Below are 25,479 nucleotides of genomic sequence, written 5' to 3'. Positions count from 1 at the left end.
CACGCGCTTGTGGGTGTTTTTGTCGCCTGCACCCTCCCGCAGAGTGGGGCGTCGCCCCAACCCCACACCCCCCCCCCCCCCCCCCTGGCCGGGCAAGTTAGGCGAGGAGCTCGATTTGGGTGAGGGGAGTGGGGGTCGGGAGGGTGAGGCGGTAGTGCTGGTACTCGCCGGGGGTGGTGATCGTGAAGGGACGGGTTTGGCGGTTCCAGCGGAAGGACTGGTTGGCGCGTTCGTCCAGCGTGGTCCAGGTGGTGCCGTCCGTCGAGCCCTCCAGGCGCCACTCGGTCGGCGCCGTCTCGGCCTGCGCTGAGGTGAGCGTGTAGATCGTCGGAGTCGCCGGCGCCGGGAGGGACCACGTGGTGATCGCGTCCAGGCTTGCTTCCCTGGCGGACGTGTTGTCGAAGAGCGGGTTACCCAGGTCGACCGGGACGAGGTCGACGAGCGGCCTCGCCACGGCGTCGTCGGTGGTGAGCGCCGGCGGGGACTCCAGGCTTCCCCAGTCGGACGGGTCTGCGCCGAGCGTGAACTGCAGCTCGGCCCCACCGGCAAGGGCCGAGTGGTCGATGGATGCTACGGGCAACGGTTTGCCGTCGACGAGGACCTCGTGGACGTACGGGTGCTCGGGGTTCGTCGCCGTGACGGTGAACGGCGTACCACCGAGCGGCGCGACCGTGGTCCGTGGGAACAGCGGCGAGCCGATCGCGTACTCCGGAGCGCCGACGCGGAGCGGGTACAGCCCGATCGCGGCGAACAGGTACCACGCGGACATCTCGCCGTTGTCCTCGTCACCGGGATAACCCTGGCCGATCTGCTCCCCGACGTACAGGCGGTCGAGGACCTCGCGGACGATCGCCTGGGTCTTGTGCGGTGCGCCGGCGTAGTTGTACATCCAGGCGATGTGATGCGCCGGCTGGTTGCTGAAGCCGAACTGCCCCATCCGGACCGCCTGCGCCTCGACCATCTCGTGGATGACGATCGAGTACGTGCCCTTCTTCACCGCCAGCTCGGGGGTCGAGAAGAACCCGTCGAGTTTCGCCTCCAGACCGCGCGGGCCGCCATACAGGTTGGCCAGGCCGCGCGGGTCGTGGGCGACGTGGAAGGCGAAGTTCCAGCCGTCGGTCTCGGTGAAGTCGCCGCCCCACTCCTCGGGGTCGAAGTCGGCGGGCTTCTTCGCGAACGCGCCGTCCGGCCGACGGCCCTGGAAGAAGTTGACGTCCTCGTCGAACAGCAGCACGTAGTTCAGGGACCGGCGCCGCAGGTACTCCGCTTCCTCGCGGAGCTCGGCGCGCCGCGCGGCCGGAACAGCCGGGTCGTCAGCGAGCCGAGCCGCCATCAAGGCCAGCCCGAAGTCGTTCAGGTACGCCTCCAGCGACCACGAGACGCTCTCCTCGGTGTCCGTGCTCACGTACCCGGCGAAGAACCCGGTCTCGACACCCTTCCGGCCGACCTCGGTGGCCTCCGGCGCGACGGTCGCGTTCCGCAGCCCGGCGTCGTACGTCGCCAGCGGATCCGGCAGCGCCACGTCCTTGAGGTACGCGTCGGCAAACGAGACGTCCGAGCTCGTCCCGGTCATGCAGTCCGCGTACCCCGGGGACGACCAGCGCGCGATCCACCCGCCGTCGCGGTACTGCTGCACGAACCCGTCGACCAGCTCGGCCGCGAGCTCCGGGTAGAAGAACGCGTACGCCGGCCACGCGGTCCGGTACGTGTCCCAGAACCCGCTGTTCACGTACATCTTCCCGGGCTTCACCACCGCATTGGTGGACCGCGCGGTCGCCGTACCTTCGACGGGCAGGACCGGGCTGGCGTAGCGGTACTCCGGGGCGTCGGCGGTACCCGTGTTCTCGAAGTGCGAGTTCGGGTAGAGGTTCAGTCGGTAGAGGTTGCCGTAGACGGTCCGCAACTGCGGCGCCGTCGCGCCTTCCGGCCGCATCACCTGCAGCCGCTCGTTCCACACGGCGTTCGCGGCGGCGTGGATCTCGTCGAACGTCCCGCCGAGCTCGAGCGACAGGTTGTGCCGCGCCTGGTCGACGCCGATGAACGACGTCGCGATCCGCAACGTCACCTCGGGGACGTCGAAGCTCGCGGCGCGCGCGTTCTCGCGACCACCGCGGGTCGCACCGAAGCTCGCGGGGGCGGTGGAGAACTCGCCGTAGCAGTACATCCGCGTGCGGCCGGTCTCCGAGCCGTTCTCGACCCAGCCGGTGACCGCGGTCCCGTCGTACTCGAAGGCGCCGTTCTCATCGATCGTGTCGAGCACCAGGTGCCGCCCGGCCGCGTCCGCGGGGAACGTGAAGCGGAAGATCGCGCCGTGGTCGGTCGGGGCGAGCTCCGCGCGGATGCCGTTCGCGAGGGCGACCGAGTACAGGTCAGGGCGCGCGATCTCGTCGTCGTGGCTGAACGCGGCGGCGCGCTCGGCCGGATCGCCCAGCGGCTCGGCGGCCGCGACCGGCATGATCGTCAGCTGATCGCGGTCGCCCATCCACGGACTCGGCTGGTGCGAGAACGTCAGGCCCTGGAGCTCGGGACGGTTGTCGGCGTTGTTCGCCCGGTGGTACTCGTACGGCCAGCGGTGCGTAGACGCGTCCGTCACCGGCGTGACGAAGTTGAACCCGTTCGGCCAGGCCGTGATCGGCAGCGTGTTGCCGCGGGAGAACCCGTGGCTGGCGTTGGTGCCGCGGCGCGTGTCGACGTACGCCGCCAGGTCCGAACCGTCAGGCTCGGCCGGCGCCGGCCCGATCTCGACGTCGTCGATCCAGCCCGCGAACTCGTGGCCCGCCTCCGGTGCGTCCAGCACCAGTACGACCTGCGCGATCGTCTTCCCGGCGGCCGCGCTCAGGTCGATCTGTACGTCGTTCCACTGGTCGGCGTACAGGATCTTCGCCGCACCCTGCCCCGCCGCGTCGGCCGGCTTCCCGTACTGGTCCAGCGCACCGGTCAGCCGCGACCCGTCCGCGAACACCAGCTCCACCGCCGCGTACGTCGCCGCATAACTCAGCGCCGCGTCGAGCACCGGATAGATCTTGTACCGCAGCCGGTCCCCGGTCGCGACCACTCCCCCGGCCCCCGGCAGCTCAACCTCCTGCCGCCCACCACTGGTCCCGAAGTACCGCGTCCCGTCAACCCCGCTGAACCCCGCCCGCGGGCTGGTCGGTCCGGCCGGTCCACCACCTGTCTCGATCATCACCCGCCAATCCTACGAATCAATGCGGCGGCTCCGGCGGAACGTTTCCATGCTGGACCGGGAGCCTGCTGCTATCCTCGTTCCCACGAGGCCTTCGATGGCCGCGGAGAGAACGCCAGGTCTGCTGTCAGACCCGCCTGTATGGTGCGGCGCTCCGGACCATCGAGGGCCTCGTCACATTCCATCGACCGGCCACCACGGATACGCCGCCATCGTCCCCGGCAGCACGATCCCCTCGAACCCGTCCGGGTCCCGGATCGAATGCCGGACAGCCATCAGATGATGCGCTTCGAAACCGCCGAATTCATCCGGCTCCAACGCGGCCCGAAGCATCCCGCAGTACTGATCCGCGGCCTGCAGTCCGTCGAGTTGCCCAGGGCCCAAGAACTTGGGCTTGCCGCGCAGCAGATCCCATGGCAGGTCCGGCGATTCGTTGGCCCGCAACTTCTCGAACCACGCCAGCGTCTCCTCGTGCCGGAAGCCGCGCACGTGCCCGAAGCTGACCACGACGTCGCGGCGGCCGCCCGGCCAGTCGTCCGCGGCGTCCAGGACATGCTCGAGCACCCTGCCGGCAACGAAGTTGTAGAACGCGACCTGGTCGGACAAAGCTCCGGCAACTGCGGTCTTCTCCACCAGCACGACATCGAACATCGCTCCCGGCACCCGCGCAAGCTGCGACGCGACGAACTGACGACGGGGAAATCTCTTCACATGCTCGGTCCAGTGCAGTGGCTTGGTGAGCGGTACCGACAGCCGGTGTCGGCACTCGGCGATCGCGCGGCGCAGACCCGCGTCGTCCTCGTCGGCCACGATCACCGCGACCATGCCGAAGTACCGCGAAGATCGCGCTGACACTCCACGGTCACCGGTCTCGTCGACATACGCACGCACCAGCGGCCGCTCGAAGTACATGGGGCGCAACCCTAGGTGGCCGAATGCCCGTAGGGCGGGCCTCGCATCGCACCTGTGGATATCTGCCCCGCGATGCCCCGGAATGCCCCGAAATCAGTGCGGTGGGTCTGGCGGGATGTTGCCTTGTCGGACCCAGGTGACGTAGTCGCGGGCTGTTTCTTCGTCTGGGCGGAGTTGGAGGCCTGCTGCTAGGGCTCGGGTGTTGGCGAGTTGGAAGGTGCCGTCGTTGGTGCCGTCGTGGGGGAGGTGGAAGCGGTCTACCGGTGGAGACCAGTTCATGGGTTTTGGGTTGGGTACGGCGGTGCGCCAGGCGGTGGCGAGGTGGGACATGGTGCGGGTGGGGCCTACTGCGTTGAACGGGCCGGGGAGGTGGTTGACGGTGAGGTGGAGCAGGAACGCGGCCAGGTCGCGGGCGTCGATGTACTGGATGGGCTGCTCGGGGCGGGCGGCGCATTCCATCGGGAGGTCGTGGGCGAGGGCCCAGCCCCAGTTGCCGAAGTCGGGGTTGTAGGGGCCGACGACGAAACCCGAGCGTACGGCGGCGGTCCGGTCGCCGAAGGTGGCGGTGAGCAACGATTCGTTGCGGACCTTCGACGGGCCGTAGAGATCCATCGTGAAGTGGTCCTCGGGAGCTCCGTCCGGCCAGTCGAGCAGTGCCGCGGACTCCGTCATACCGGGTGTGGTCTTGCTGGCGTAGACGGCGATCGAGGACATGTACGTGTAGTGACCGCAGCGGTCGCGCAGTACGGACGCGCTCAGCGAGACGTCGCGGACGAGGAACCCGGACATGTCGATCACGCCGTCCCACTCCCCCGCGGCGAGGACCTGCGGTGCGGCGCGGTCGCCGGTGATTCGGCGTACCGACGGAAACAGCTCGGGATTCGTCCGGCCGCGGTTGAAAAGGGTGACCTTGTGACCGTCGCGGAGGGCGGCTTCGACGACGTGCCGACCGAGATTCTTGGTGCCACCCAAGACTAGGAGCTTCACGCCAGCGACCCGACGAGGTCGTGGAGTTCGGTCAGCAACCCGTCGATCCAGTTCACCGATTCCGGAATGGTCCGCAGCCCTTCCTCGACGATGAACATCAGCGCCACCAGGTAGAAGCATCCGCCGCCGACCAGCATCTGGCGTTCCACCACGGCGGGGTTCCCGCCGATCGCCTCGGTGTACTGGGCAACGATCGGGGCCCGGTCGTGGCCGAGTGCGGCAGCGTCGCGGACCAGCGTGTAGAGGTCGCTCAGATGCGGCGCCTGGTACGCGCCCGGCCAGTCGATCGCCGTCCAGTCGGTCCCGTCGGTGACCAGGTTCTTCGGCACGAAGTCACCGTGGACGACGGCCGTCGGCGCGTCCCGGTGCACCGCAGCCAGCGCCTCGGTCAGCGGTTCCAGGCCGAACTCGATCCGCCCGATCCGCGCCGCCATCTCAGCGACTCGCTCCGGCGGGAACTCGCTCGGCCCGTCCACCGATCGGCCGCGAATCGTCGCGAGCAACTCGGCGCCGGCCGCGAATCCTTCGGCCGTCGGCTCCTGCTCCAGCGTCACCCGGCCGACGTCCGCCAGCACGAGCACCCCGGCGTCGTCGGACCGGTGCCGGTGGATCAGCTCCGGAGCCGGGAGGTCCAGCGGGACGACGTACCGCTCGTAGGCGGCTGCCTCGTCGGCCTGCCCGTCGGTGCCCCGCTTGACGATCACGCTGTTCAGCCCGAACGACAATCGCCACACCTCGGACGATCCCCACTGCCGCAGCAACTCTCCGTGCAACTCCGTGACGGCCGGAGCTTTCGTGGCCTCGAGGATCGGATCGGCGACGACGTCGAGCCAGCGGGGAAGCATCCAGAAAGTAGACCACGGCGAGTCGCCGAGTGCGGTCGATTTAGGGTGGGGGTCATGACCGAGAACGCCACGCACGCCTGGGGCTTCGGCCTCGCCACCGTCACGCCCGCGGGAGACATCCTCGACGTCTGGTACCCGGCCCCCGAGCTCGGCTCGAAGCCGGCCGACGCGAAGGCTCCGGCCGCGCTGATCGCGGCCGAGGGCAACGACGACCTCCGGCAGGTACGGCGTCAGGTCGTGGCGACCGAGATCACCCTGGACGACGCCCCGAGCGGTACGGCGGACGCGTACCTGCGACTGCACCTGCTGTCGCACCGCCTGGTCCGCCCGCACGGCGTGAACCTGGACGGCATCTTCGCCGCACTGCCGAACAACGCGTGGACGTCGCACGGCCCGGTCCCGGTCGACGAGATCGAGACCGTCCGGCTGCGGGCCCGGGCCGCGGGGCAGCAGCTGAGCGTCACGAGCGTGGACAAGTTCCCGCGGATGACGGACTACGTCGTACCGTCCGGGGTCCGGATCGGCGACGCGGACCGGGTCCGGCTCGGCGCGCACCTCGCTTCGGGGACGACGGTCATGCACGAGGGCTTCGTGAACTTCAACGCCGGCACCCTCGGGACGTCGATGGTCGAGGGCCGGATCGTCGCGGGTGTCGTGGTCGACGACGGCAGCGACATCGGCGCGGGCGCGTCGATCATGGGCACGCTGTCCGGCGGCGGCAAGCAGGTGATCTCGATCGGCAAGCGCTGTCTGCTCGGCGCGAACGGTGGCACCGGCATCTCGCTCGGCGACGACTGCGTGGTCGAGGCGGGGCTGTACGTGACCGCCGGCACCAAGGTCACCCTCCCGGACGGCAGCGTGGTGAAGGCCCGCGACCTGTCCGGCCAGCCCGGCCTGCTCTTCATCCGCAACTCGGTCACCGGCGCCGTCGAGGCCCGCCCGCGCACCGGCGAGGGCATCACGCTGAACGAGGCGCTGCACGCCAACGCCTGACGTCCGTCAGCTTGTCCGTCCGACCGCCCGACCGTCCGAAAGCGCGAACCTTCGCCGGCCGGGCCGTCCGAAAGTATGACTTCGGCAACCAGCGTGAGGCTGCGCACGTCATCCAGTTCGTGACCCGCGAACCGGAACCCGACCCCCGCCCCCGGACGTTGGGAGCGGTATGTCGATGAAGCGTGGTGCCCTGGTGGCCGTGGGTGCCATTGGCGGGCTCAGCCTCGTCATCGGCATCGGGATCGCGTGGCTCGGCGGTAAGCACGTGGGCAACCTGCTGCCGCCGCGCGAGCAGTGCACGGCCACGGTGAACGGGCAGCAGACCGTCCTGGATTTCGAGCAGGCCGAGTCGGCGGCGATCATCGCGGGCATCGCCGTACGGCGCGGTCTCCCGGCCCGCGCGGCGACGATCGCGCTCGCGACGGCGTACCAGGAGTCGGACCTGCGGAACCTCGCGCACGGAGACCGGGACTCGCTCGGGCTGTTCCAGCAACGCCCGTCGCAGGGCTGGGGTACGGCGACCCAGGTCCGGGACCCGTATTACGCGGCCGGCAAGTTCTACGACGCGCTGGTGAAGATCAAGAACTACCAGAAGCTCGCGATCACGGTCGCCGCGGACAAGGTGCAGCGCAGCGCATTCCCGACCGCGTACGCCGACCACGAGGCGGACGCGCGGGTGCTGGCGTCGGCGCTCACCGGGCAGTCGAAGAGCGTGTTCAGCTGCACCGTGAACACCGAGACGGTGGCGCAGGAGCAGGCGGGCAGCGACGGGCTGACGCCGCGCGCGGACGCCGTACGGAAGGATCTGATCCGGACGTTCGGGAAGCTGTCGACCGGTGGGTACGCCGCGAACGGGGTGAAGTCCGGTCACATGGAGGGGTCGGCGCACTACGACGGGCGCGCGGTGGATGTGTTCGTGCGGCCGATCTCGGCGGCGAACACCACCAAGGGCTGGGCGATGGCGCAGTACCTGGTCGCGCGGGCGGACCTGCTGAAGATCAAGACGGTGATCTTCAGCGACAAGATCTGGACGGCCGGCTCGAAGTCCGACAGCGGGTGGCGGGACTACACGCCCCCGGAGCGCTCCGGGGACTCCAAGATCCTCCGGCATCTCGACCACGTGCATGTAGACGTGCTCGACCACTAGAAAATGGGACGCCCCGCACCGGGACGTCCCATTTCTGTGTTCAGCTACTTACTCGTCGTGTTCCTGCGGCGGCAACGCCGCGATGAACGGGTGGTCCTTGTCGATCTTGCCGAGCTTGGACGCGCCGCCCGGGGAACCCAGGTCGTTGAAGAAGTCGACGTTCGCCGTGTAGTAGTCCTTCCACTGCTCCGGCGTGTCGTCCTCGTAGTAGATCGCCTCCACCGGGCAAACCGGCTCGCAGGCTCCGCAGTCGACGCACTCGTCGGGGTGGATGTACAGCATCCGGTTGCCCTCGTAGATGCAGTCGACGGGGCACTCCTCGACACACGCGAGGTCCTTCAGGTCAACACACGGCTGCGCGATGACGTAGGTCACTGCTACTCCTCCTATGGCAGGCAAGCGCAGCGCGGGTCTCGGGGTGCTGCGATGCGGTGGTGCTCGGTGTCTCTAGTATCACGGTAGTACGTCGCCCACTGTGCCAGGAGTCCGGATCGTGTCAGCCCTGGATGCCCGTGATATCGGCCACCGTGTCGTGGTCCGACACCGGATACCGGGCGGTCTGACCGACCTGATCGGGGTTCTCCAGGCGTGGACGCCGCAGGTGCTGACCGTCCGACACACTGACAGCACGGTGCACGATATCCCGGCGGGCGACGTGACAGCGGCCAAGAGGATCCCGGAAATGCCGCTCCGCCCGGTCGACGTCGACCAGCTCTTTCTCACCACCGCGCTGGGCCGCCCGGCCGCGGAGACGGCTTACGTCGGGCGCTGGTTGCTGCGAGCATCGGCGGGCTGGACCGGCCGGGGCAACTCGCTGCTCCCGGCTGGCAGCGCGGGGATGCCCGTGGCCGACGCGCTCAAGCACGCCGAGGCCTTCTACGACGAGCGCGGGCTGCCGCCGCTGGCGTTGATCCGGCTCGGCAGCCCCGAGGACGCCGAGCTCCGGGCTTGCGGCTGGGTCGACGCGCGGCCGGAGCAGTCCGACACACTCGTCCTGCACACCACGCTCGACCACGTGAACGCCGAGCCGAGGTACGACGTACAGCTCGACGAGCACCCTGGTGACGCCTGGTACGCCGCCGCTTTCGCCGGGCTGGTGCCCGCGGTGGCGCCGAAGGTGATGGAGGGTGCACCGAAGGCTGTGTTCGCGTCGATCACGCTGGACGGACAGGTAGCCGCTGTCGCCCGCGGATCGATGACAGGCCACTGGCTCGGCGTCGACGCGGTCCGGGTCCGTTCCGACTTCCGCCGCCGCGGTCTGGGTACTGCGGTCGTCCAGGGTCTCGCCCGCTGGGCAGGTCCCCATGGCGGCCGCCGTACGTACCTCGAGGTCCTGCTGGAGAACGAGGCCGGCATGGCGACGTACACGCGGCTCGGCTACCGCGAGGCATACCGCTACCGCTATCTGACCAACCGGTGAGCAGCACCCGCTCCAACCAGCGTCAGCACGAAGAAGCCCGCCAGTACGACGCTGAGCGCGCGGACCGGGTCGCTAGCGAGTGCAGCGTAGGCAGAGCCGGCTAGCGCGACGCCCAGCGCTCCAGAGAGCTGTGCGTTGGTAGCGACCACACCGGACAGGTCAGCGGCGTACTGCGAGGACATGCTCGACGTGACCGCACCGATCAGGGTGTTGGCGCTGATGCCGAGCCCCAGCCCGCCAACGCCGAGCAGTGCGAACAGGAGCGGACCTGTGGTGCCGCCGAGGCCCAAGTAGGCCAGCACGGCCAGATAGCCGACGGCCAGCACCAGACAGCCGATGACAGGCAGCCAGCGCACTCCCCTGCGCAGCCTCGGGATCACAGGTCCCGCCAGCCCGAAGGCAGCGACCCACACGACCATGGCGAACCCGGAGTACGCCGGACCCTTGTGGAGACCGCCCTGGAGGTAGAGGGCCAGCACGAACAGCAGAGCGAAGTACGTGCCGCTGGTGCACCCGTGAGCGAGCAGTCCGGCGCGGACGTACCGGTTGCGGAGCACCTCCCTCGCGATGAGCGGACGGCCCGCTGTGCGACGTTCGCCGTACTCGAAGAGGGCCAGAGCCGGGAGGCTCAGCAGGAGGCAGAGCCAGGACCAGGTGGGCCAGCCGCGTTCCGAGCCGAGCAGGAGCGGCACGATGACGAGCAGAACCGTTGTGGACAAGGCGAGTACGCCGGTCACGTCGAGGCGATCGCGACGGCCCGGAGGATCGGCCGGGAGCAGCCGACGGCCGGCCACCGCCAGCGCGATGCCGATCGGCACGTTGACGAGGAAGATCGGCCGCCAACCGGTGCCGAAGAGGTCGGCGGCAATCAGTACACCGCCCAGGAGCTGACCCGCGACGGCGCCGCCGGACAACGCGATCGAGAAGTAGCCGAGCGCTTTCAGCCGGTCGCGGCCCTCGAAATGCAGCTGGATGCCGCTCAGTACCTGCGGGACCATCAGCGCGGCCCCGGCGCCCTGGACGAAGCGGGCGACGACGAGCGTGACGATGTCGGGCGCGAGACCGCAGGCGAGCGAGGCCGCGGTGAAGACGGTCAGCCCGAGCAGGAACGTCGTTCGGTAGCCGATCGAGGAGCCGAGGCGGGCACCGGTGATCAGCAGTACGGCGAACGCGACGACGTACCCGGAGACGACCAGGCCGACCGCGCCCGCCGAGGCGTGCAGGTCGGCGCCGATCGACGGGCCGGCGATGTTCGCCACCGCGGTGTCGATGTTGGCCATGAACTGACCGGTGAGCAGAACGGCGAGGATCGCACCCCGGTTGCGCGTCTGAGTGATGTGCACGCCGATAGAACGGCGCAACCCCGCAGAGATGTGAGGGGGCTACTCTGCTTTGCCATGGCGGATCACGTGGTCGAGCGGCCGGAGTACCCGGGAGACTTCGAGGGGACGGTGCACGTGGAGTACGCGCCGCACCCGGACGACGGGGTGGCGGATCCGGGCGAGATCGTCTGGACCTGGGTGCCGTTCGAGGAGGACTTCAGCCGCGGGAAGGACCGGCCGGTGCTGGTCGTCGGCTGGGACGAGCCGTACCTGCTGGCGCTGATCCTGACCAGCAAGGACCACGACCGCGACGCCGCCGACGAGGCACGCTGGGGCCGGGTCTGGCTGGACATCGGCAGCGGCCCCTGGGACAAGGAGCACCGGCCCAGCGAGGTCCGGCTGGACCGCGTCCTGCGCATCGACCCCGGGCACGTCCGCCGCGAGGGCGCCGTGATCGACGAGCCGCTGTTCGACCAGGTCGCGGCGGAGCTGCACAAGCTCCACCGCAGCTAGCGAATCAGCTTGGCGGGCGGGGTGTGGTGATGGCGGGCTTGCCCCGGCCCGGGGGCGGCACCGAGGTCCCCGGTGGGGGCGGTGTCGTGGTGCCGGGCTTCGGCCCGCAGCGGATGTCGTCGGCCGCGTTGTACTTCGTCGTGAACGACTCGGTCTTCTGCCGTACGCCGTTCTTCGCGAAGTACCGGTAGACGGTGATGTCGAAGCCCGGCGTCGGCGCCTGCGCCTCGCACTTCGGGTCCGGGTTGTAGACCAGGCCCGGCTTGCGGACGTTCGTCTTCGACGACTGCCCGGCGGTGATGTCCCAGAACTTCGTGCCCCAGATGATCACCCGGACGCTGCCCTGGGTCCCGGGCGTCGACGGTTTGAAGACCGTCTGCACCAGGACCCCGTGACCGGAGTCGTTCTGGAACTTCAGGTCGACGGACGGCCAGGCGACGGTCGCCTCCCGGCCGACCGGGTAGCGGCTGATGTAGACGCTGTGCGCCTTGTGCGCGACGATCTTCAGCCCCGCGAAGAACGCCGCGTTGAACGTCGTGGTCGCCGACTGCGACACCCCGCCGCCGAAGTCCTTCTCGAACTTCCCGCCGCTGATGATGTAGCCCTCGGTGAACCCGTTCTCCTTGGTCCGCTCACCGACGATCTTGTTCAGGCTGAAGATCTCGTTCGGCTTGAGCAGCGTGCCGTTGATCTTGGCCGCCGCCGTGCCGATGTTGATGTTGCGGTAGCCGGTACCGTGCGGGAATTGGGTGGTGAAGTCGCCGATGTTCTGGGTGATCCCGAGCGCGGCGGCCTGCGCGGTGGTGAACTTCGCCCTGCTCGGCGTCAGCGGGACGGCGGCCCGCCGCTCGCCGGTCGGCTTCGGCAGCGCCGCGAGGATCGCCGCACCGACCTTGGTCCGGTCGACGACCATCCCGTCGACGGCCGGCACCACCTTGGGCCCGGCGCCGACGATCTGCACCGTCGCGTCCTTCGGCAGCGTCTCCAGGGTCTTGAACCGCTGCTGGAACAGCGGCTCCAGCACCTTGGTGTTCAGCGCCGGGATGACCTCGCCCTCGCGCGCGGTGAGCGTCAGCGCGGGCGCGATCTCGGCCGGCTCCAGGTCGACCGACTTGGAGCCGACGGTCAGCCGGACCGGACCGGACATCGCCGGCTGGGCGAACCCGGTGAGCGCCTTGGCGATCGCCTCGGTGCCGGCCTTCGGCTTGGACACGCTGACCGGCAGATCCTTCGGCTGCCCATCCGAGGGGTACGCCGCGAGCACCGCGGCGGGCGCCTTCTCGGAGTCCAGCTGCAGCCCGTCGGCGGGGTCGTGGGTCACCGGCTTGGTGCCCTTGAACGTGATCGTGCCCTCGGTGGCCGGCCGGTTCACCTGGCCGGCGAGCTTCTCGACGGCGGTCTTCAGCTTCGCGTCGTCACTGCTGACCACCGGCTCGACCGCGGACCCACCGGTCAGCGCGCGCCAGATCCGGGCCGGGGACAGGCTGCGGCCGGCGCCCGCGGCGTCGACGGTCTTGTCCACGTCCACCGACAGCCCGGCCTCGGCCGGCGCCACCTGGAACTTGGCGTCACCCGCCTTCAGCGCGATCGGCGCCGTCTGGCGGTCTTTGAGACCGGCCGCGAGCTTGGTCTTGGCGTCGTCCTGGGACAGGCCACCGATCGGGACTCCGAGCACGGTGGTGTCAGCGGGGATCTTGGCGCCGGCGAACGCGAACGCCGCGCCGTACCCCACGACGACTACACCGAGCCCTGCGGCGGCGATGATCCCCGCGAGCTGCTTTCTCCCCACCGGACGAAGTCCTCCTGCTCGGGCCGTGGTCAGGGCACAAGCGGACATCCTACGGGACGATCCGGGCCCTTCCTGCCGTCGGGGCGGCCCCTGGTTGCCCCACCAGTGACGGTCAGTCGCCGGGCAATTTCCGGTAGTCACTGCGGTGGTAGATCAGCGCGCTCGGGTTACCCGGCTCCCCGGTCCCGAGGCTCAGTACCTCACCGACCACGATCGTGTGGTCACCACCGTCGTACGTCGCCCACGTCCGGCACTCGAGCCAGGACAGCGCACCGTCGACCACCACACACCCGGTCTTCGGGCCGGCCGTCGTCCCGATGCCCTCGAACTGGCTGTACAGATCCCGCCCGGACCGCGCGAACCGCTCCGCGATCTCCCGCTGCGCCCCGGCGAGCACGGACACCGCCCAGTACCCACAGTCGAGTACGGCGGCATGCATCCGGACCCCTTTGTCCACGCAGACCAGCACCAGCGGCGGGTCGAGCGAGACCGAACTGAACGCGTTCGCGGTCATCGCATGCGCGACACCGTCCTGCAACGTGCTCATGATCATGATCCCCGACGCGAACTGCCCGAGCGCAGCACGAAACTCCGCAGGCGGAACACTCCCACTGAGCTCGGACGAGGACACGTCTTGAGGTTATGCCCGCACGAAGGTTGATGCCTCAACCTGGCGTGTGGGAACGGTCACCTCAGAGACCGGCGAACAGGTCGTGCTCCAGACCGTCCGGGCCCGGGGCCGCGGTGCCCTTGACCAGGCGGTAGGGCTCGGAGGCCCAGATCTGGTTGCCGTTGTTGTTCGACAGGGCGAAGAACGGGCCGTCGACGGTGATCTGGGTGGCGTGCGCCTTCATCGCGTTCATCTTCCGGTCGATGAACTCCTCGCCCTCGATCACGCAGTCGATCAGCCGGTCCGGGGTGATCATCGGGGGCAGCGGTCCGTCCGGGTCCATACCCTCGAAGGTCGTGGTGTCGCCGGCGTCGCGGAGCGCCCGCAGCTGCTCGCGCATCGGCGACTCGGCCATCGCGGTCCAGTAGATCTTTTGGATGTCCCAGGCCGGGCCGAGATCCTCGCGGTACGACCGGGCGGCGGCTAGGTCGGCGGCGTACGTCGCGACGCGGTGCGCCTTGATGTGGTCCGGGTGGCCGTAGTTCCCCCACTGGTCGTAGGTGACCAGGACCTGCGGGCGGAGCTCGCGGATCACCGGAACCAGGTCGTTGGCCGCGGCGACCAGGTCGGCCTGCCAGAAGCTGTCCTTACGGGTCTCCGGCGGGACGTCCGCGTTGCCCGAATCGTTGTAGATCATCCCGGTGTCGCGGTACTTGCCCGCGCCGCCGAGGAAGCGGTGGTCGGTGACACCGAGCTCGGCCATCGCGTTCGCGAGCTCACCGATCCGGTGCTCGCCGAGGCCGTCCTCCTGGTCGGAGGCCAGGTGGGACAACTCGGGGACGAGGACCTCACCCTCCTCACCGAGGGTGCAGGTGATCAGGGTGACGTGCGCCCCCTCGGCCACATATCTGGCCATCGTCACACCGTTGTTGATGGTTTCGTCGTCCGGGTGCGCATGCACCAGCAGCAGCCGGCGCTCAGCAAGCTCAACCATGCCGAAAGCCTACGTCGGCGTCCGGACAGTCTCCGGAGCGCGGGCGCGGCCGGCGGGAGCTCATCGGGTGTACGGCGGGAACTCAGCCGAAGCGGCGGACCAGCAGGCACCCGGCCTGGAACCGCGACTTGGCGCCGAGCCCGGCGATCAGCGCGCTGATCTCGGCGCGGACCGTGCGCAGCGACAGCCCCAGCTCACGCGCGATCGCGGCGTCCTTCGCGCCGGTGGACATCATCCGGCCGATGGCGACCTGCCGACTGGTCAGCTCCTTCACCGCGGCGGGGGTCCGCCGATGCGATCCGAGTTCGTAGACCTCACAGACGATCTCGGGCGCGAAGTCTTCCCTTCGCACCACCGGCACGGCCGGGTACACGGACATGCGTCACTCCTCCCCAAGAGTTCAGGGCAAGATTCTGTCCACGGTCCCGAGTGGTCACCAGGTACAACCCATACAAACGACCCATACAGTTCGCGGGCGTGAGCTCCCGATGGCGACCAGCGATGTGACTTCCGCCACTCAAAGTCGCTCGCGCAGCTCCCGGACGAAGGGCCGATCGGGGACCAGCCAGTCCTTCTCGTCGAGCTCGTCGGCCGCGAACCACCGCAGCGCCGAGTGCTCCCGCAGTACCGGATCGCCGGCGACGACCGTGGCCAGATAGACGTGCAGCCGGTAGGTGTCGGAGATGTCGACGCCTGTCCCGAGCGAGGTGCCGACCTTGATCTCCAGGTCCAGTTCCTCGCGGATCTCCCGCACCGCGGCCTCTTCGTCGGTCTCCCCCGGCTCGACCTTCCCACCCGGGAACTCCCACCCGCCGTCGGCGCCCGGCCGGTACGCCGCCAGTACCCGACCGTCCTCGACCAGAGCCACTCCTACCACCGTCTGCATGTCGCGACTCTGCCAGAAATTGTCCGCCGGGTCCGAGATGATGCCGCCATGCCGTTGCAGAACAGGGTTCTGCCCACCCAGGAGATCGTCGCCGACCCCGGCCGCGGTCTGCTGATGGGCAACCGCGGCAGCCTGCACGGCCCGGATCGCCGCCTGGGAACCACCCGCTGGCGCTCGAAAGCGTGGATCTGCTGCGTCCTTGACTGGAAGGGGATCCGGCGCGACCCGATGCCACCCGGCCGCTGGACCGCACTGTTCTTCTTCGACGAAGCCGTCGCGCTCGCCGCCGGCCATCGCCCCTGTCATTACTGCCGCCGCAGGGACTTCCTCCTGTACGCCGGCGCGTGGGCGACCGGCCGCGGCCTCGACGAGCGCCCGCGCGCCGCGGCGATGGACGCGCAACTCCACAGCGAACGCGTCGAACCGCGCACCAGAAGGCAACGCACGACGGTGCGCCCACTGGCCGATCTCCCGGACGGCGCGATGATCCGGTACGACGGCAGCCCCGCGCTGATCCTCGACCACCAGGTGCTCCCCTGGTCCTGGACGGGGTACGCCGCCGCGCGCACACCACCCGGGCTGCGCGAGGCCGAAGTACTCACCCCACCGGCGAATCTCGTTGTCCTACAGGCCGGATTCGCTCCATTACTCCACCCGTCGGCACGGTCGCAACTGAGGTAAGCCTAACTGGAAACACGCCGTACCGAGGGGTCTTCCGTTGGGCGCTCGGCAGGGGCAAAGTGTGCCCATACTGACAGCTACATAACCATCACTGGAGTCGGCATGAGTGAGGGCAACAGCGGTCGTGACGTTACCGCCGGAGTCGTCCGCGCGCTCGAAGGACTGCATGCGGCCGTCGGCAGACTCAGCCAGGAGTACGGTGACACCCTCGGCATTCGCCGCCTGGTGTCCGACGTTGCCCGGTTGAGCGACGATCTCGCAGAGCTGGGCCCGCCCGACCCCAGGCACAGGCCCGGACCAGTTCCGGAGGAACTCGAGGAGATTTCCGACGTGGAGTATGACGCGTCCATGTGGACCGACGCGGAGCACGAAGGCTTCGGCGCACCCGACAGGCACGCACCGTGAACGAGCGGAGCGAGAGAACCATTAAGGACAGCGCCATCTGGGCATCAGAAGCGCCCGCAGCGAAGCGAGGACGGTTCTGATGGCCACTGGAGTTGACGCCCCGGGGCGCGCGCAGATCGGCCTCAAGACCGCACGAACGGATCGATGGTGGCTCGCGCCGTTGCGCATCGGCGTGATCCTGCTGTTCTTCATCGCGTACGCGACGGTCCGCATCTTCATGAACAAGTGGTACTGGGTCGACGCGTACCACTACCTCACGCCGCTGTACTCGCCGTGTGTGACCAGCAGCTGTGTCGAAGGCTCCAGCCACCTCGGGACCTGGTTCGGCGCGTTCCCGCGCTTCGTGCCGTTCAGCCTGATCACGTTCGTGATCCTGGCCGGCTTCCGCGGCACCTGCTACTACTACCGCAAGGCCGGCTACCGGTCGCTGTTCTGGGCGCCGGCCGCGTGCGCGGTGCCCGAGCCGCACAAGACCTACACCGGTGAGCGGAAGTTCCCGCTGGTCGCGCTGAACCTGCACCGCTACTTCTTCTACGGCGCGCTGGTCTTCGGTCTGCTGAACGTCTACGACGGTATCCAGGCCTTCCACGGCAAGGACGGCGGCTTCGGTATCGGCCTCGGCACCCTGATCATCTGGATCAACCTGGTGGCCCTGTGGCTGTACACCCTGTCCTGCCACGCCTGCCGGCACATCGTCGGCGGCCGGCTGAAGAACTTCTCCAAGCACCCGATGCGCTATCGGTACTGGACGTTCGTGTCCAAGCTGAACCCGAAGCACGGCACTTTCGCGATGACGTCGCTGTTCACCGTGATCCTGACCGACTTCTACATCATGGCGCTGTCCGCCGGATGGTTCTCCGACCTGCGCTTCATCAACTGATGTGCACCTCTTTAGGGATCTCTGAGCTATGACTGAGCTGGAACGACACTCCTACGACGTCGTCGTGATCGGAGCCGGCGGCGCCGGCCTGCGCGCGGCGATCGAGGCCCGCGAGCAGGGCAAGAAGACCGCGATCATCTGCAAGTCGCTGTTCGGCAAGGCGCACACGGTGATGGCCGAGGGCGGCTGCGCGGCCGCGATGGGCAACGCGAACTCCAACGACAACTGGCAGGTCCACTACCGCGACACGATGCGCGGCGGGAAGTTCCTGAACAACTGGCGGATGGCCGAGCTGCACGCGCAGGAGGCTCCCGACCGGGTGTGGGAGCTGGAGACGTACGGCGCGCTGTTCGACCGCACCCCCGACGGCCGGATCAGCCAGCGCAACTTCGGCGGGCACACGTACCCGCGGCTCGCGCACGTCGGTGACCGCACCGGCCTGGAGCTGATCCGCACCCTGCAGCAGAAGATCGTCTCGCTGCAGCAGGAAGACTTCGAGGCGACCGGCGACTACGAGGCCAACCTCAAGGTGTACGCCGAGTGCACGATCACCGAGCTGATGAAGGACGGCGACGCGATCTCCGGCGCCTTCGGGTACTGGCGCGAGTCTGGCCGCTTCATTCTGTTCGAGACGCCGGCCGTGGTGCTGGCCACCGGCGGCGTCGGCAAGTCCTTCAAGGTCACCTCGAACTCCTGGGAGTACACCGGTGACGGGCACGCGCTGGCGATGCGGGCCGGCGCGACGCTGATCAACATGGAGTTCATCCAGTTCCACCCGACCGGCATGGTCTGGCCGCCGTCGGTGAAGGGCATCCTGGTCACCGAGTCGGTCCGTGGTGACGGTGGCGTGCTGAAGAACTCCGAGGGCAAGCGGTTCATGTTCGAGTACGTGCCGGACGTGTTCCGCGCGCAGTACGCGGACAACGAGGAAGAGGCCGATCGCTGGTACAAGGACGCCGACAACAACCGGCGCCCACCGGAGCTGCTGCCTCGTGACGAGGTCGCCCGCGCGATCAACTCCGAGGTGAAGGCCGGCCGTGGTACTCCGCACGGCGGCGTGTTCCTGGACGTGTCGACCCGGCTGCCGGCCGAGGAGATCACCCGGCGGCTGCCGTCGATGCACCACCAGTTCAAGGAGCTGGCGGACGTCGACATCACCAAGGAGCCGATGGAGGTCGGCCCGACCTGTCACTACGTGATGGGTGGTGTCGAGGTCGACCCCGACACCGCGTCGTCCGTCGTACCGGGGCTGTTCGCCGCCGGTGAGGTGGCCGGCGGGATGCACGGGTCGAACCGGCTCGGCGGCAACTCGCTGTCCGACCTGCTGGTGTTCGGCCGGCGCGCCGGGATGGGCGCCGCGACGTACGTCGACCAGCTGGGCGAGCGGCCGACGATCGACGAGGCCGACGTGGACTCGGCGGCCGCCGAGGCGCTGGCGCCGTTCGAGCTCGAGGGCGGCGAGAACCCGTACTCGATCCACCAGGAACTGCAGCAGTCGATGAACGACCTGGTCGGGATCATCCGCCGGGAGCCCGAGATGGAGCAGGCGCTCGGCCGGCTGGCCGAGTTCCGCGGCCGGATCGCGAAGATGACGGTGGAGGGTCACCGGCAGTTCAACCCGGGCTGGCACCTGGCGCTCGACCTGCGCAACATGCTGACGGTGTCCGAGTGTGTCGCCGGGGCGGCGCTGCTGCGGCAGGAGTCGCGCGGCGGTCACACCCGCGACGACTTCCCGGAGATGTCGCCGGACTGGCGCAAGAAGCTGCTGGTCTGCCGGCTCGACGCCGAGGGCCAGGTGAACGTGAGCGAGGAGCAGCAGATCCCGATGCGCGAGGACCTGCTGGAGCTCTTCGAGGTCGACGAGCTGAAGAAGTACCTGACCGATGAGGAGCTGCCGAACCATGACTGAGCGGAGCGAAGTCATCATCAAGCAGAGCGAGCTCTGCTCAGCGGCGCCCGCAGCGAAGCGAGGACGCCGGTGAGCTACAAGGGCAAATTCCGCGTCTGGCGCGGGGACTCCGAGGGCGGCGAGCTCAAGGACTACGAGGTCGAGGTGAACGAGGGCGAGGTCGTCCTCGACGTCATCCACCGGCTGCAGGCTACGCAGACGCCGGACATGGCGGTGCGCTGGAACTGCAAGGCCGGCAAGTGCGGCTCCTGCAGCGCCGAGATCAACGGCATGCCGAAGCTGATGTGCATGTGCCGGATGAACACGTTCGCAGAGGACGAGGTCGTCACGGTCACGCCGATGCGCACCTTCCCGGTGATCCGGGACCTGGTCACGGACGTCTCGTTCAACTACCAGAAGGCCCGCGAGGTGCCGGCCTTCAAGCCGCCGGCGGACCTCAAGCCGGGTGAGTACCGGATGCAGCAGGCCGATGTCGAGCGGTCGCAGGAGTTCCGCAAGTGCATCGAGTGCTTCCTGTGCCAGGACACCTGCCACGTGATCCGGGACCACGAGGAGAACAAGGAGAGCTTCTCCGGTCCCCGGTTCCTGATGCGGATCGCCGAGCTGGACATGCACCCGCTCGACGCCGCGGACCGGCAGAAGGCCGCCCAGGAGCAGCACGGGCTGGGCTTCTGCAACATCACCAAGTGCTGCACCGAGGTGTGCCCCGAGCACATCAAGATCACCGACAACGCGCTGATCCCGATGAAGGAGCGCGTCGCGGACCGCAAGTACGACCCGCTGGTCTGGCTCGGCAACAAGATCCGCCGCCGCCCGGCCTGATGCACTGACCGCGCTGACTGCGCTGTACGAAGCCCCCGGAATCCGCTGAGATTCCGGGGGCTTCGGCTTGAAGGGACGCTTCGGGGGCCGTTCCCTCGCGTGGGTGAGTTCTTCACCGCCGGTCCGCGCCTAGGGTTCCGGGCATGGATGTTGTGCTGGGTGGTCTGTTCAGCCTGGGCGTGTTCCTGGTGATCTTCGTGCCGACCGCGCAGCGGCTGCTCGGGGTGCGGTTCGGGCTGGTGCGGATGGCGCTGGCGGCGGCGGTCACGCTGAGCTTGTTCAGCCCGATCGCCAACGCGCTCGTCGGCCGGGCGCCGTTCACGGGTTCCAACGGCGCCGCGATCGCGTTCCTGGTCCTGACGACGCTCTGCGCGATGCTCGCCGGGCTGGTGTTCCTGGTCCTGTCCGAGGCGCTGGTGCCGACCGGATCGTTGCCCCGGGCCCGCGATCTGCGCCGCGACGTGAGCGGCCGGATCGCCCGGACCCGCCGGTACCTGCAGATCCTCCGGATCGCGCTCAAGCACGGCCTCGGTCCGTACCTGCGCGGGCGCCGCCGCCCGGGCCGCGAGAACGCCGCCGGCCAGGCCGAGCTCGCCCGCTCGCTGCGACTCGCGCTCGACGAAGCCGGCGTCACCTTCGTCAAGCTCGGCCAGGTGCTGTCGACCCGCAGCGACATCATCCCGAGCTCGGTCGCTACTGAGCTGAGCCGTCTCCAGGACCAGGTCTCCCCCGCACCCTGGCCGCAGATCGAACAGGTCCTCACCGATGACCTCGGCGCCCCACCCACCCAGTTGTACGCCGCTTTCGACCCCGAGCCCCTCGCGGCCGCCTCGGTCGCGCAGGTCTACACCGCGCGCCTCATCGACGGCACCGACGTGGTCGTCAAGGTCCAGCGTCCCGCGATCCCTGACCTGGTCGACCGGGACCTCGACATCGTCCGCCGCCTCGCCCGGCTGCTGGACCGCAACACCGACTGGGGCCGCTCGATGGGCGTCCGGGCGTTGGCCGACGGCTTCGCGGACGCGATGCGCGAGGAGCTCGACTTCACCGTCGAGGCCAGCAACATGACCACCGTCGCCGCCGGCCGATCCGTTGCCGCCAGCAATGACCTCGTCGTTCCGCGGCTGTACGCCGAGCACTCCACCCGCCGCGTCCTCACGATGGAGCGGCTGGACGGCATCGGCCTCGGCAACGCCCGGCAGGCGATCGCCGACCGCGGGCTGGACCCGGTGCGCCTCGGTCGTGCGCTCTTCGACTGCCTGCTCGGCCAGGTGGCGATCGACGGCGTGTTCCACGCCGATCCGCACCCGGGCAACTTCCTGCTGCTCGCCGACGGCCGGATCGGGATGCTCGACCTCGGCTCGGTCGGCCGCCTGGACCCGGCCACCCGGGACGCCCTGCAGCGTTTCCTGCTCGCCATCGACCACGGCGACCCGATCGCCGCGACCGACGCCCTGCTCGAGATCGTGCACCGCCCCGACGTCATCGACGAACGAGCGCTGGAGCGCGCCGTCGGCCAGTTCATGACCAAGCACCTCGCCGCCGGTGTGGCGCTCGGCCCCGCGATGTTCAACGACCTGTTCCGGATCATCACCTCGCACGAACTCGGCGTACCGCCCGAGGTCGCCGCCGTGTTCCGCGCACTGGCCACGATCGAGGGCACGATCTCGCGGATCTCCCCCGGGTTCGACCTGGTCGCAGCGTCCCGGCAGTTCGCCAGCGCCCATGTCACGGACCGGCTCGCCCCCGAGGCATTGCGCCGTACGGCGACCGAGGAGCTCGCCACGCTGCTGCCGATGCTGCGCCGGCTACCGCGGCGGATCGACCGGATCGCGGCCGCGGCGGAGAGCGGCCGGCTCGGGATGAACGTCCGCCTGCTCGCCGACGAACGCGACCGCCGGCACTTCACCGGTCTGCTGCACCAGGTCTTGCTGGCGGTGCTCGGCGCGACGGCGGGCATCATGGCCGTCCTCCTGCTCGGTACGCCGGGTGGTCCGCAGGTCACCGATGCGATGTCGCTGTTCCAGCTGATCGGCTACAACCTGCTGGTGATCTGCGCGGTCCTGGTGCTCCGGGTTCTCGTACTGATCTTCCGGTTGCCGCGGCACTTGACTTAAAGCGAACTTGAGCTTCGACGATAGCGGGCATGTCCTCCACGACCGCCTCCGAGACCCGGCCCCGCCTGTTCACCGGCCAGCACCTGCCGCTGGTGCTGGGCGTGATCGGCCTGGTCACCCTGGGCGCCTTCGAGAACCGCGCCGTCGGTACGGCGCTGCCGACGATGGTTCGCGAGTTCCACGCGCTCGGCAGCTTCGGCCTCGCGAACGCGGCGCCGAACGCGAGCTACCTGATCTCGCTCGCGATCGCCGGGCTCTGGTCCGACCGCCGCGGACCGATCCCGACCCTGCGTGCCGGTGCCGTCTCGTTCGCGCTCGCGCAACTGCTGGTCGGGACCGCGACCGCGATGCCGATGGTGATCGGGGGCCGGTTGCTCAGCGGTTTCGCCGAGGGACTGCTCGACGTGTCGCTGATGGTGCTCGTGGCCCGCGCACTGCCCGCCGTACTGCGGCCGCGGATGTTCTCGCTGTTCGCGGCGATGTGGATCCTGCCCTCGGTTCTCGGTCCGGTGCTGACCGGCGTGGTGACCGAGCAGTTCGGCTGGCGCTGGGTGTTCCTTGCCGCGGTCGTCCTGCTCATCCCGAGCTGGCTGCTGCTCGGCCCGGCGATGCGGCAGTCGGTCGACGTACCTGCCCCGGAACGAACCGCCGAGGACGCCGCCGAACTCGAGGCATGGCGAGCCGCTCTCCCCTGGGCCCTCGCCGCGTCCGTCGCCCTGTTCTCGATGACCGTGGCCGGCGACCACCTCCAGGCCCACCCGATCATCGGCGGTACGGCGATCGTCGTCGCGCTCGCCGTCCTCGGACGAGCCGCCGTCCGCGTGATGCCGGCCGGCACCTTCGTGGCCCGGCGCGGCTTCCCCGCGGTCGTCGCGGTCCGGGGACTCGGCGGAGCGGCCTTCGCGGGTGTGGGTGCGTACCTGCCGCTGCTCCTCACATTGCAGCACGACTTCAGCCCGTCGCGCGCCGGCGTGACGTTGTCGATCACCGGCGTCTGCTGGGCGCTCGGATCCTGGCTGCAGGGTCGTGAGCACGGCGTCGAACGAGTGACTGTACTGCGCACCGGTCTCGCCTTCATGACCGTCGGCGTCGCGGTCACCTCGCTGCTCGCCTGGACCGACGCGACCTCGTGGATCGGCTTGATCGGCTGGGGTTTCGCCGGCATCGGGATGGGCCTGAGCTCGTCGAGCCTGTCCGTTCTCACCCTGGACCTGTCCGACCACCACAACTCCGGCCGGAACAGCAGCGCCGGCCAGATGGCCGCGACGATGAGCGTCGCGACCGCACTGTCGATCAGCGGCACTCTGCTCGCGTTCAACGCCGACAACCCACGCCCCTGGGTCTTCGGCACGATCATCACCGCAGGCGCCGTACTGGCATTCCTCGGCTTCCTCGCAGCCCCCCGCGCCCGCCGCGTGGCACTCAGCGAGATTGCTCAGGGTCTAGAGTGAGCGCATGGCTGAGCTCCTGACCGATGACCAGATCGACCTCGCGCTTCGTGACCACCTGCCGGAGTGGAAGGTCGTCGACCAGGAACTCGTGCGCAGCGTCAAGCGGGACACGTTCCTCGACGGCATCCGGCTGGTCGCGACCGTCGCCCAGCTGGCCGAGTCGATGAACCACCACCCGGACATCGACATCCGCTACACCACGATCACCTTCAAGGTCAGCAGCCACGAGGCCGGCGGCATCACCGACGACGACCTGGTGCTGGCCCGGCACGTCGACACCGCCATCGGCTGAGCTGCCTCACCCTTTCTGACCCTTTCTGACCCTTTCTGACTCTGCCTGACTCTGCCTGACCCGGCCTGAGCTGCCTGACGTGTTCTCGTCATGGCGCCTGTCGGTCACGGCAGGCGCTGGTGGCGCGCGCCCGGAAGCCCTTACATCTAAGGGATGACCGCCCTCGGAAGTGCCCTGTCCGCTCTTCTCCTGCTCGTCCCGACCGCCACAGGCCCCGGCTGGTTCTGGAACGAGCCGCACTGCGACACCGTGTACGGCGACGGCTCGGTGACCATCACCGAGTCCGACGGCGCGACCCTCGCGCCCACGACCGGCACCCTGCGCCCCGTCACATACGCGAAGGTCGCGACGCTCGACGAACCGAACACGCTGATCTCCATCGGCAAACAATCGATTCAACGGTCCAATGACGCCGGCTGCAGTTGGCAGTTGCTCGACAAGTCGCCGGACGACCTGAGCACGTACGACGTCCAGCCGGGCCCGGGCGACTCGGCGTACATCTACAGCGTCAACGACCAGCCCATTCATCGCGTGCACGGATCGCAGGTCAGCACCGTGGCCGGGCCCGTCGACGGTGGTGGGCTCGCGGCGCTCGACGCCCGCCCCGGACGGCTCCGTGCGGTCGCCGGCGACGGTCAGCTCTGGGACTCCTCGAACGACGGGATGACCTGGCAGCGCGTCGGCGTACCCGCGGCTCGTGATCTCTTCCTGTACGACGCGGTGGTGGACCCGCGGAACCCGGACCACATCGTGATCGGGGTGATGTCGGACGGCGTCTACGTCACGTACGACGGCGGCCGGACGTGGACGCGGTCGCGGCCCGTCGAGCGGGTGAACGCGTTCAGCCTGGCGATCTCGCCGGCCGACCCGTCGAAGGTCTGGATGGAGGGCTACGACCGGGACCGGTCGACGCGGTTCATCTGGGAGTCCACCGACGGCGGGCTGAAGTTCCGCGAGGTGCTGGACCAGAGCCGGGCCACCCTCATCAACGGCAACCGGATGTGGGCGTCACCGGCCGACCCGGACCTGCTGTACTTCAGCTACGGCACGTCGTTCGCGAACTACGGCGCGGACCTGTACCGCTTCCGCCCGTCGACCGGCGAGCTCACCAAGAACCACAACCGCAACGACGGCATCCCGTCGCTCGCCTTCAACCCCGCCGACCCGAAGATCCTCTACCTCGGACTCGCCGAGGAGCGGTAGGCGGACCTGCACCACTCACCAACCCCCACCCATCCCCCCCCCCCGCCCCCCCCCCCAGCGGGGCGCGCGCGGGGGGGGGGGGGTGGGTGGTGGGGGGGGGGCCGCGGCCCAAGAAAA

25 protein-coding genes are annotated in these 25,479 nt (G+C 69.0%); 13 read left to right on the top strand and 12 right to left on the bottom strand.

Annotation, left to right across the window (positions count from 1 at the left end):
- Positions 1 to 97: 97 nt before the first annotated feature.
- The 4 genes from ACWGID_RS39860 to ACWGID_RS39845 all read right to left on the bottom strand — a co-directional run bounded on the left by ACWGID_RS39860 (position 98) and on the right by ACWGID_RS39845 (position 5,928).
- Positions 98 to 3,184, bottom strand: a complete 3,087-nt coding sequence (locus tag ACWGID_RS39860) for a GH92 family glycosyl hydrolase (RefSeq protein ID WP_452204586.1) — start codon at positions 3,182 to 3,184, stop codon at positions 98 to 100.
- 174 nt (positions 3,185 to 3,358) lie between these two features.
- Positions 3,359 to 4,096 (bottom strand): DUF3800 domain-containing protein, encoded by a 738-nt coding sequence (locus tag ACWGID_RS39855; RefSeq protein ID WP_452204576.1) that lies wholly within the window; start codon positions 4,094 to 4,096, stop codon positions 3,359 to 3,361.
- A 93-nt stretch (positions 4,097 to 4,189) separates the two neighbouring features.
- Positions 4,190 to 5,083, bottom strand: coding sequence for an NAD-dependent dehydratase (locus ACWGID_RS39850; RefSeq protein ID WP_452204575.1), 894 nt, complete (start codon positions 5,081 to 5,083; stop codon positions 4,190 to 4,192).
- Complete coding sequence (locus tag ACWGID_RS39845) at positions 5,080 to 5,928, bottom strand: phosphotransferase family protein (RefSeq protein ID WP_452204574.1); 849 nt, start codon at positions 5,926 to 5,928, stop codon at positions 5,080 to 5,082. Before ACWGID_RS39845 ends, ACWGID_RS39850 begins: the two co-directional genes overlap by 4 nt.
- Positions 5,929 to 5,982: 54 nt before the next feature.
- Here ACWGID_RS39845 and dapD point away from each other — a divergent pair, with 54 nt between their 5' ends.
- Positions 5,983 to 6,921, top strand: coding sequence for a 2,3,4,5-tetrahydropyridine-2,6-dicarboxylate N-succinyltransferase (gene dapD / locus ACWGID_RS39840; protein ID WP_452204573.1), 939 nt, complete (start codon positions 5,983 to 5,985; stop codon positions 6,919 to 6,921).
- Between the two features lie 175 nt (positions 6,922 to 7,096).
- Positions 7,097 to 8,068 (top strand): hypothetical protein, encoded by a 972-nt coding sequence (locus ACWGID_RS39835; protein ID WP_452204572.1) that lies wholly within the window; start codon positions 7,097 to 7,099, stop codon positions 8,066 to 8,068.
- 48 nt (positions 8,069 to 8,116) lie between these two features.
- Here the strand turns inward: ACWGID_RS39835 and fdxA are convergent, their stop codons facing one another.
- Entirely contained in the window at positions 8,117 to 8,443 is a 327-nt protein-coding gene (gene fdxA / locus ACWGID_RS39830) for a ferredoxin (RefSeq protein ID WP_012923087.1), read from the bottom strand.
- Between the two features lie 121 nt (positions 8,444 to 8,564).
- Positions 8,565 to 8,705, bottom strand: a complete 141-nt coding sequence (locus tag ACWGID_RS39825) for a hypothetical protein (RefSeq protein ID WP_452204587.1) — start codon at positions 8,703 to 8,705, stop codon at positions 8,565 to 8,567.
- Between ACWGID_RS39825 and ACWGID_RS39820 the strand changes: the two genes are divergently transcribed.
- On the top strand, positions 8,640 to 9,488 hold the full coding sequence (locus tag ACWGID_RS39820; RefSeq protein WP_452204585.1) for a GNAT family N-acetyltransferase: 849 nt from the start codon (positions 8,640 to 8,642) through the stop codon (positions 9,486 to 9,488). The genes ACWGID_RS39825 and ACWGID_RS39820 overlap by 66 nt on opposite strands.
- On the opposite strand, the gene ACWGID_RS39815 is transcribed toward ACWGID_RS39820, so the two are convergent.
- On the bottom strand, positions 9,470 to 10,831 hold the full coding sequence (locus tag ACWGID_RS39815; protein ID WP_452204571.1) for an MFS transporter: 1,362 nt from the start codon (positions 10,829 to 10,831) through the stop codon (positions 9,470 to 9,472). The genes ACWGID_RS39820 and ACWGID_RS39815 overlap by 19 nt on opposite strands.
- A 54-nt stretch (positions 10,832 to 10,885) precedes the next feature.
- Here ACWGID_RS39815 and ACWGID_RS39810 point away from each other — a divergent pair, with 54 nt between their 5' ends.
- Entirely contained in the window at positions 10,886 to 11,323 is a 438-nt protein-coding gene (locus tag ACWGID_RS39810; RefSeq protein ID WP_452204570.1) for a type II toxin-antitoxin system PemK/MazF family toxin, read from the top strand.
- Between the two features lie 4 nt (positions 11,324 to 11,327).
- Here the strand turns inward: ACWGID_RS39810 and ACWGID_RS39805 are convergent, their stop codons facing one another.
- From ACWGID_RS39805 to ACWGID_RS39785, 5 genes are all read right to left on the bottom strand, one after another.
- Positions 11,328 to 13,112, bottom strand: a complete 1,785-nt coding sequence (locus ACWGID_RS39805; RefSeq protein WP_452204569.1) for a VanW family protein — start codon at positions 13,110 to 13,112, stop codon at positions 11,328 to 11,330.
- Positions 13,113 to 13,224: 112 nt separating this feature from the next.
- Positions 13,225 to 13,743, bottom strand: coding sequence for a flavin reductase family protein (locus tag ACWGID_RS39800; RefSeq protein ID WP_452204568.1), 519 nt, complete (start codon positions 13,741 to 13,743; stop codon positions 13,225 to 13,227).
- A 61-nt stretch (positions 13,744 to 13,804) separates the two neighbouring features.
- Positions 13,805 to 14,716, bottom strand: a complete 912-nt coding sequence (mshB, locus tag ACWGID_RS39795) for an N-acetyl-1-D-myo-inositol-2-amino-2-deoxy-alpha-D-glucopyranoside deacetylase (protein ID WP_452204567.1) — start codon at positions 14,714 to 14,716, stop codon at positions 13,805 to 13,807.
- A gap of 82 nt (positions 14,717 to 14,798) precedes the next feature.
- Entirely contained in the window at positions 14,799 to 15,095 is a 297-nt protein-coding gene (locus ACWGID_RS39790; protein WP_452204566.1) for a response regulator transcription factor, read from the bottom strand.
- A gap of 138 nt (positions 15,096 to 15,233) precedes the next feature.
- The gene (locus ACWGID_RS39785; protein ID WP_452204565.1) at positions 15,234 to 15,602 is read right to left on the bottom strand and encodes a (deoxy)nucleoside triphosphate pyrophosphohydrolase; all 369 of its coding nucleotides are present in this window, start codon (positions 15,600 to 15,602) and stop codon (positions 15,234 to 15,236) included.
- 48 nt (positions 15,603 to 15,650) lie between these two features.
- On the opposite strand from ACWGID_RS39785, the gene ACWGID_RS39780 reads away from it, so the two are divergent.
- The 9 genes from ACWGID_RS39780 (at position 15,651) to ACWGID_RS39740 (ending at position 25,362) form a co-directional block, all read left to right on the top strand.
- A complete protein-coding gene (locus tag ACWGID_RS39780; RefSeq protein WP_452204564.1) occupies positions 15,651 to 16,283 on the top strand; it encodes a hypothetical protein in 633 nt (210 codons plus the stop codon).
- Between the two features lie 102 nt (positions 16,284 to 16,385).
- Positions 16,386 to 16,688 (top strand): hypothetical protein, encoded by a 303-nt coding sequence (locus tag ACWGID_RS39775; RefSeq protein WP_387781663.1) that lies wholly within the window; start codon positions 16,386 to 16,388, stop codon positions 16,686 to 16,688.
- A 79-nt stretch (positions 16,689 to 16,767) separates the two neighbouring features.
- A complete protein-coding gene (locus tag ACWGID_RS39770) occupies positions 16,768 to 17,568 on the top strand; it encodes a hypothetical protein (RefSeq protein WP_452204563.1) in 801 nt (266 codons plus the stop codon).
- Between the two features lie 28 nt (positions 17,569 to 17,596).
- Positions 17,597 to 19,477 carry a fumarate reductase/succinate dehydrogenase flavoprotein subunit gene (locus ACWGID_RS39765; RefSeq protein WP_452204562.1) on the top strand — a complete coding sequence of 627 codons (1,881 nt, stop codon included), beginning with the start codon at positions 17,597 to 17,599 and terminating at the stop codon, positions 19,475 to 19,477.
- 69 nt (positions 19,478 to 19,546) lie between these two features.
- The gene (locus ACWGID_RS39760) at positions 19,547 to 20,299 is read left to right on the top strand and encodes a succinate dehydrogenase/fumarate reductase iron-sulfur subunit (RefSeq protein WP_452204561.1); all 753 of its coding nucleotides are present in this window, start codon (positions 19,547 to 19,549) and stop codon (positions 20,297 to 20,299) included.
- A 143-nt stretch (positions 20,300 to 20,442) separates the two neighbouring features.
- Complete coding sequence (locus tag ACWGID_RS39755) at positions 20,443 to 22,416, top strand: ABC1 kinase family protein (RefSeq protein WP_452204560.1); 1,974 nt, start codon at positions 20,443 to 20,445, stop codon at positions 22,414 to 22,416.
- A gap of 29 nt (positions 22,417 to 22,445) precedes the next feature.
- Positions 22,446 to 23,867: an MFS transporter gene (locus ACWGID_RS39750; protein ID WP_452204559.1), complete on the top strand. Its 1,422-nt coding sequence runs from the start codon at positions 22,446 to 22,448 to the stop codon at positions 23,865 to 23,867.
- Positions 23,868 to 23,871: 4 nt separating this feature from the next.
- A complete protein-coding gene (locus tag ACWGID_RS39745; protein ID WP_452204558.1) occupies positions 23,872 to 24,159 on the top strand; it encodes a 4a-hydroxytetrahydrobiopterin dehydratase in 288 nt (95 codons plus the stop codon).
- A 153-nt stretch (positions 24,160 to 24,312) separates the two neighbouring features.
- The gene (locus ACWGID_RS39740) at positions 24,313 to 25,362 is read left to right on the top strand and encodes a VPS10 domain-containing protein (protein ID WP_452204557.1); all 1,050 of its coding nucleotides are present in this window, start codon (positions 24,313 to 24,315) and stop codon (positions 25,360 to 25,362) included.
- The last annotated feature ends 117 nt before the right edge of the window (positions 25,363 to 25,479 follow it).

Source organism: Kribbella sp. NPDC054772 (assembly GCF_053611945.1).
Note: the sequence above shows the minus strand (reverse complement) of the source record. Positions and strands in the feature narration are given on the sequence as shown.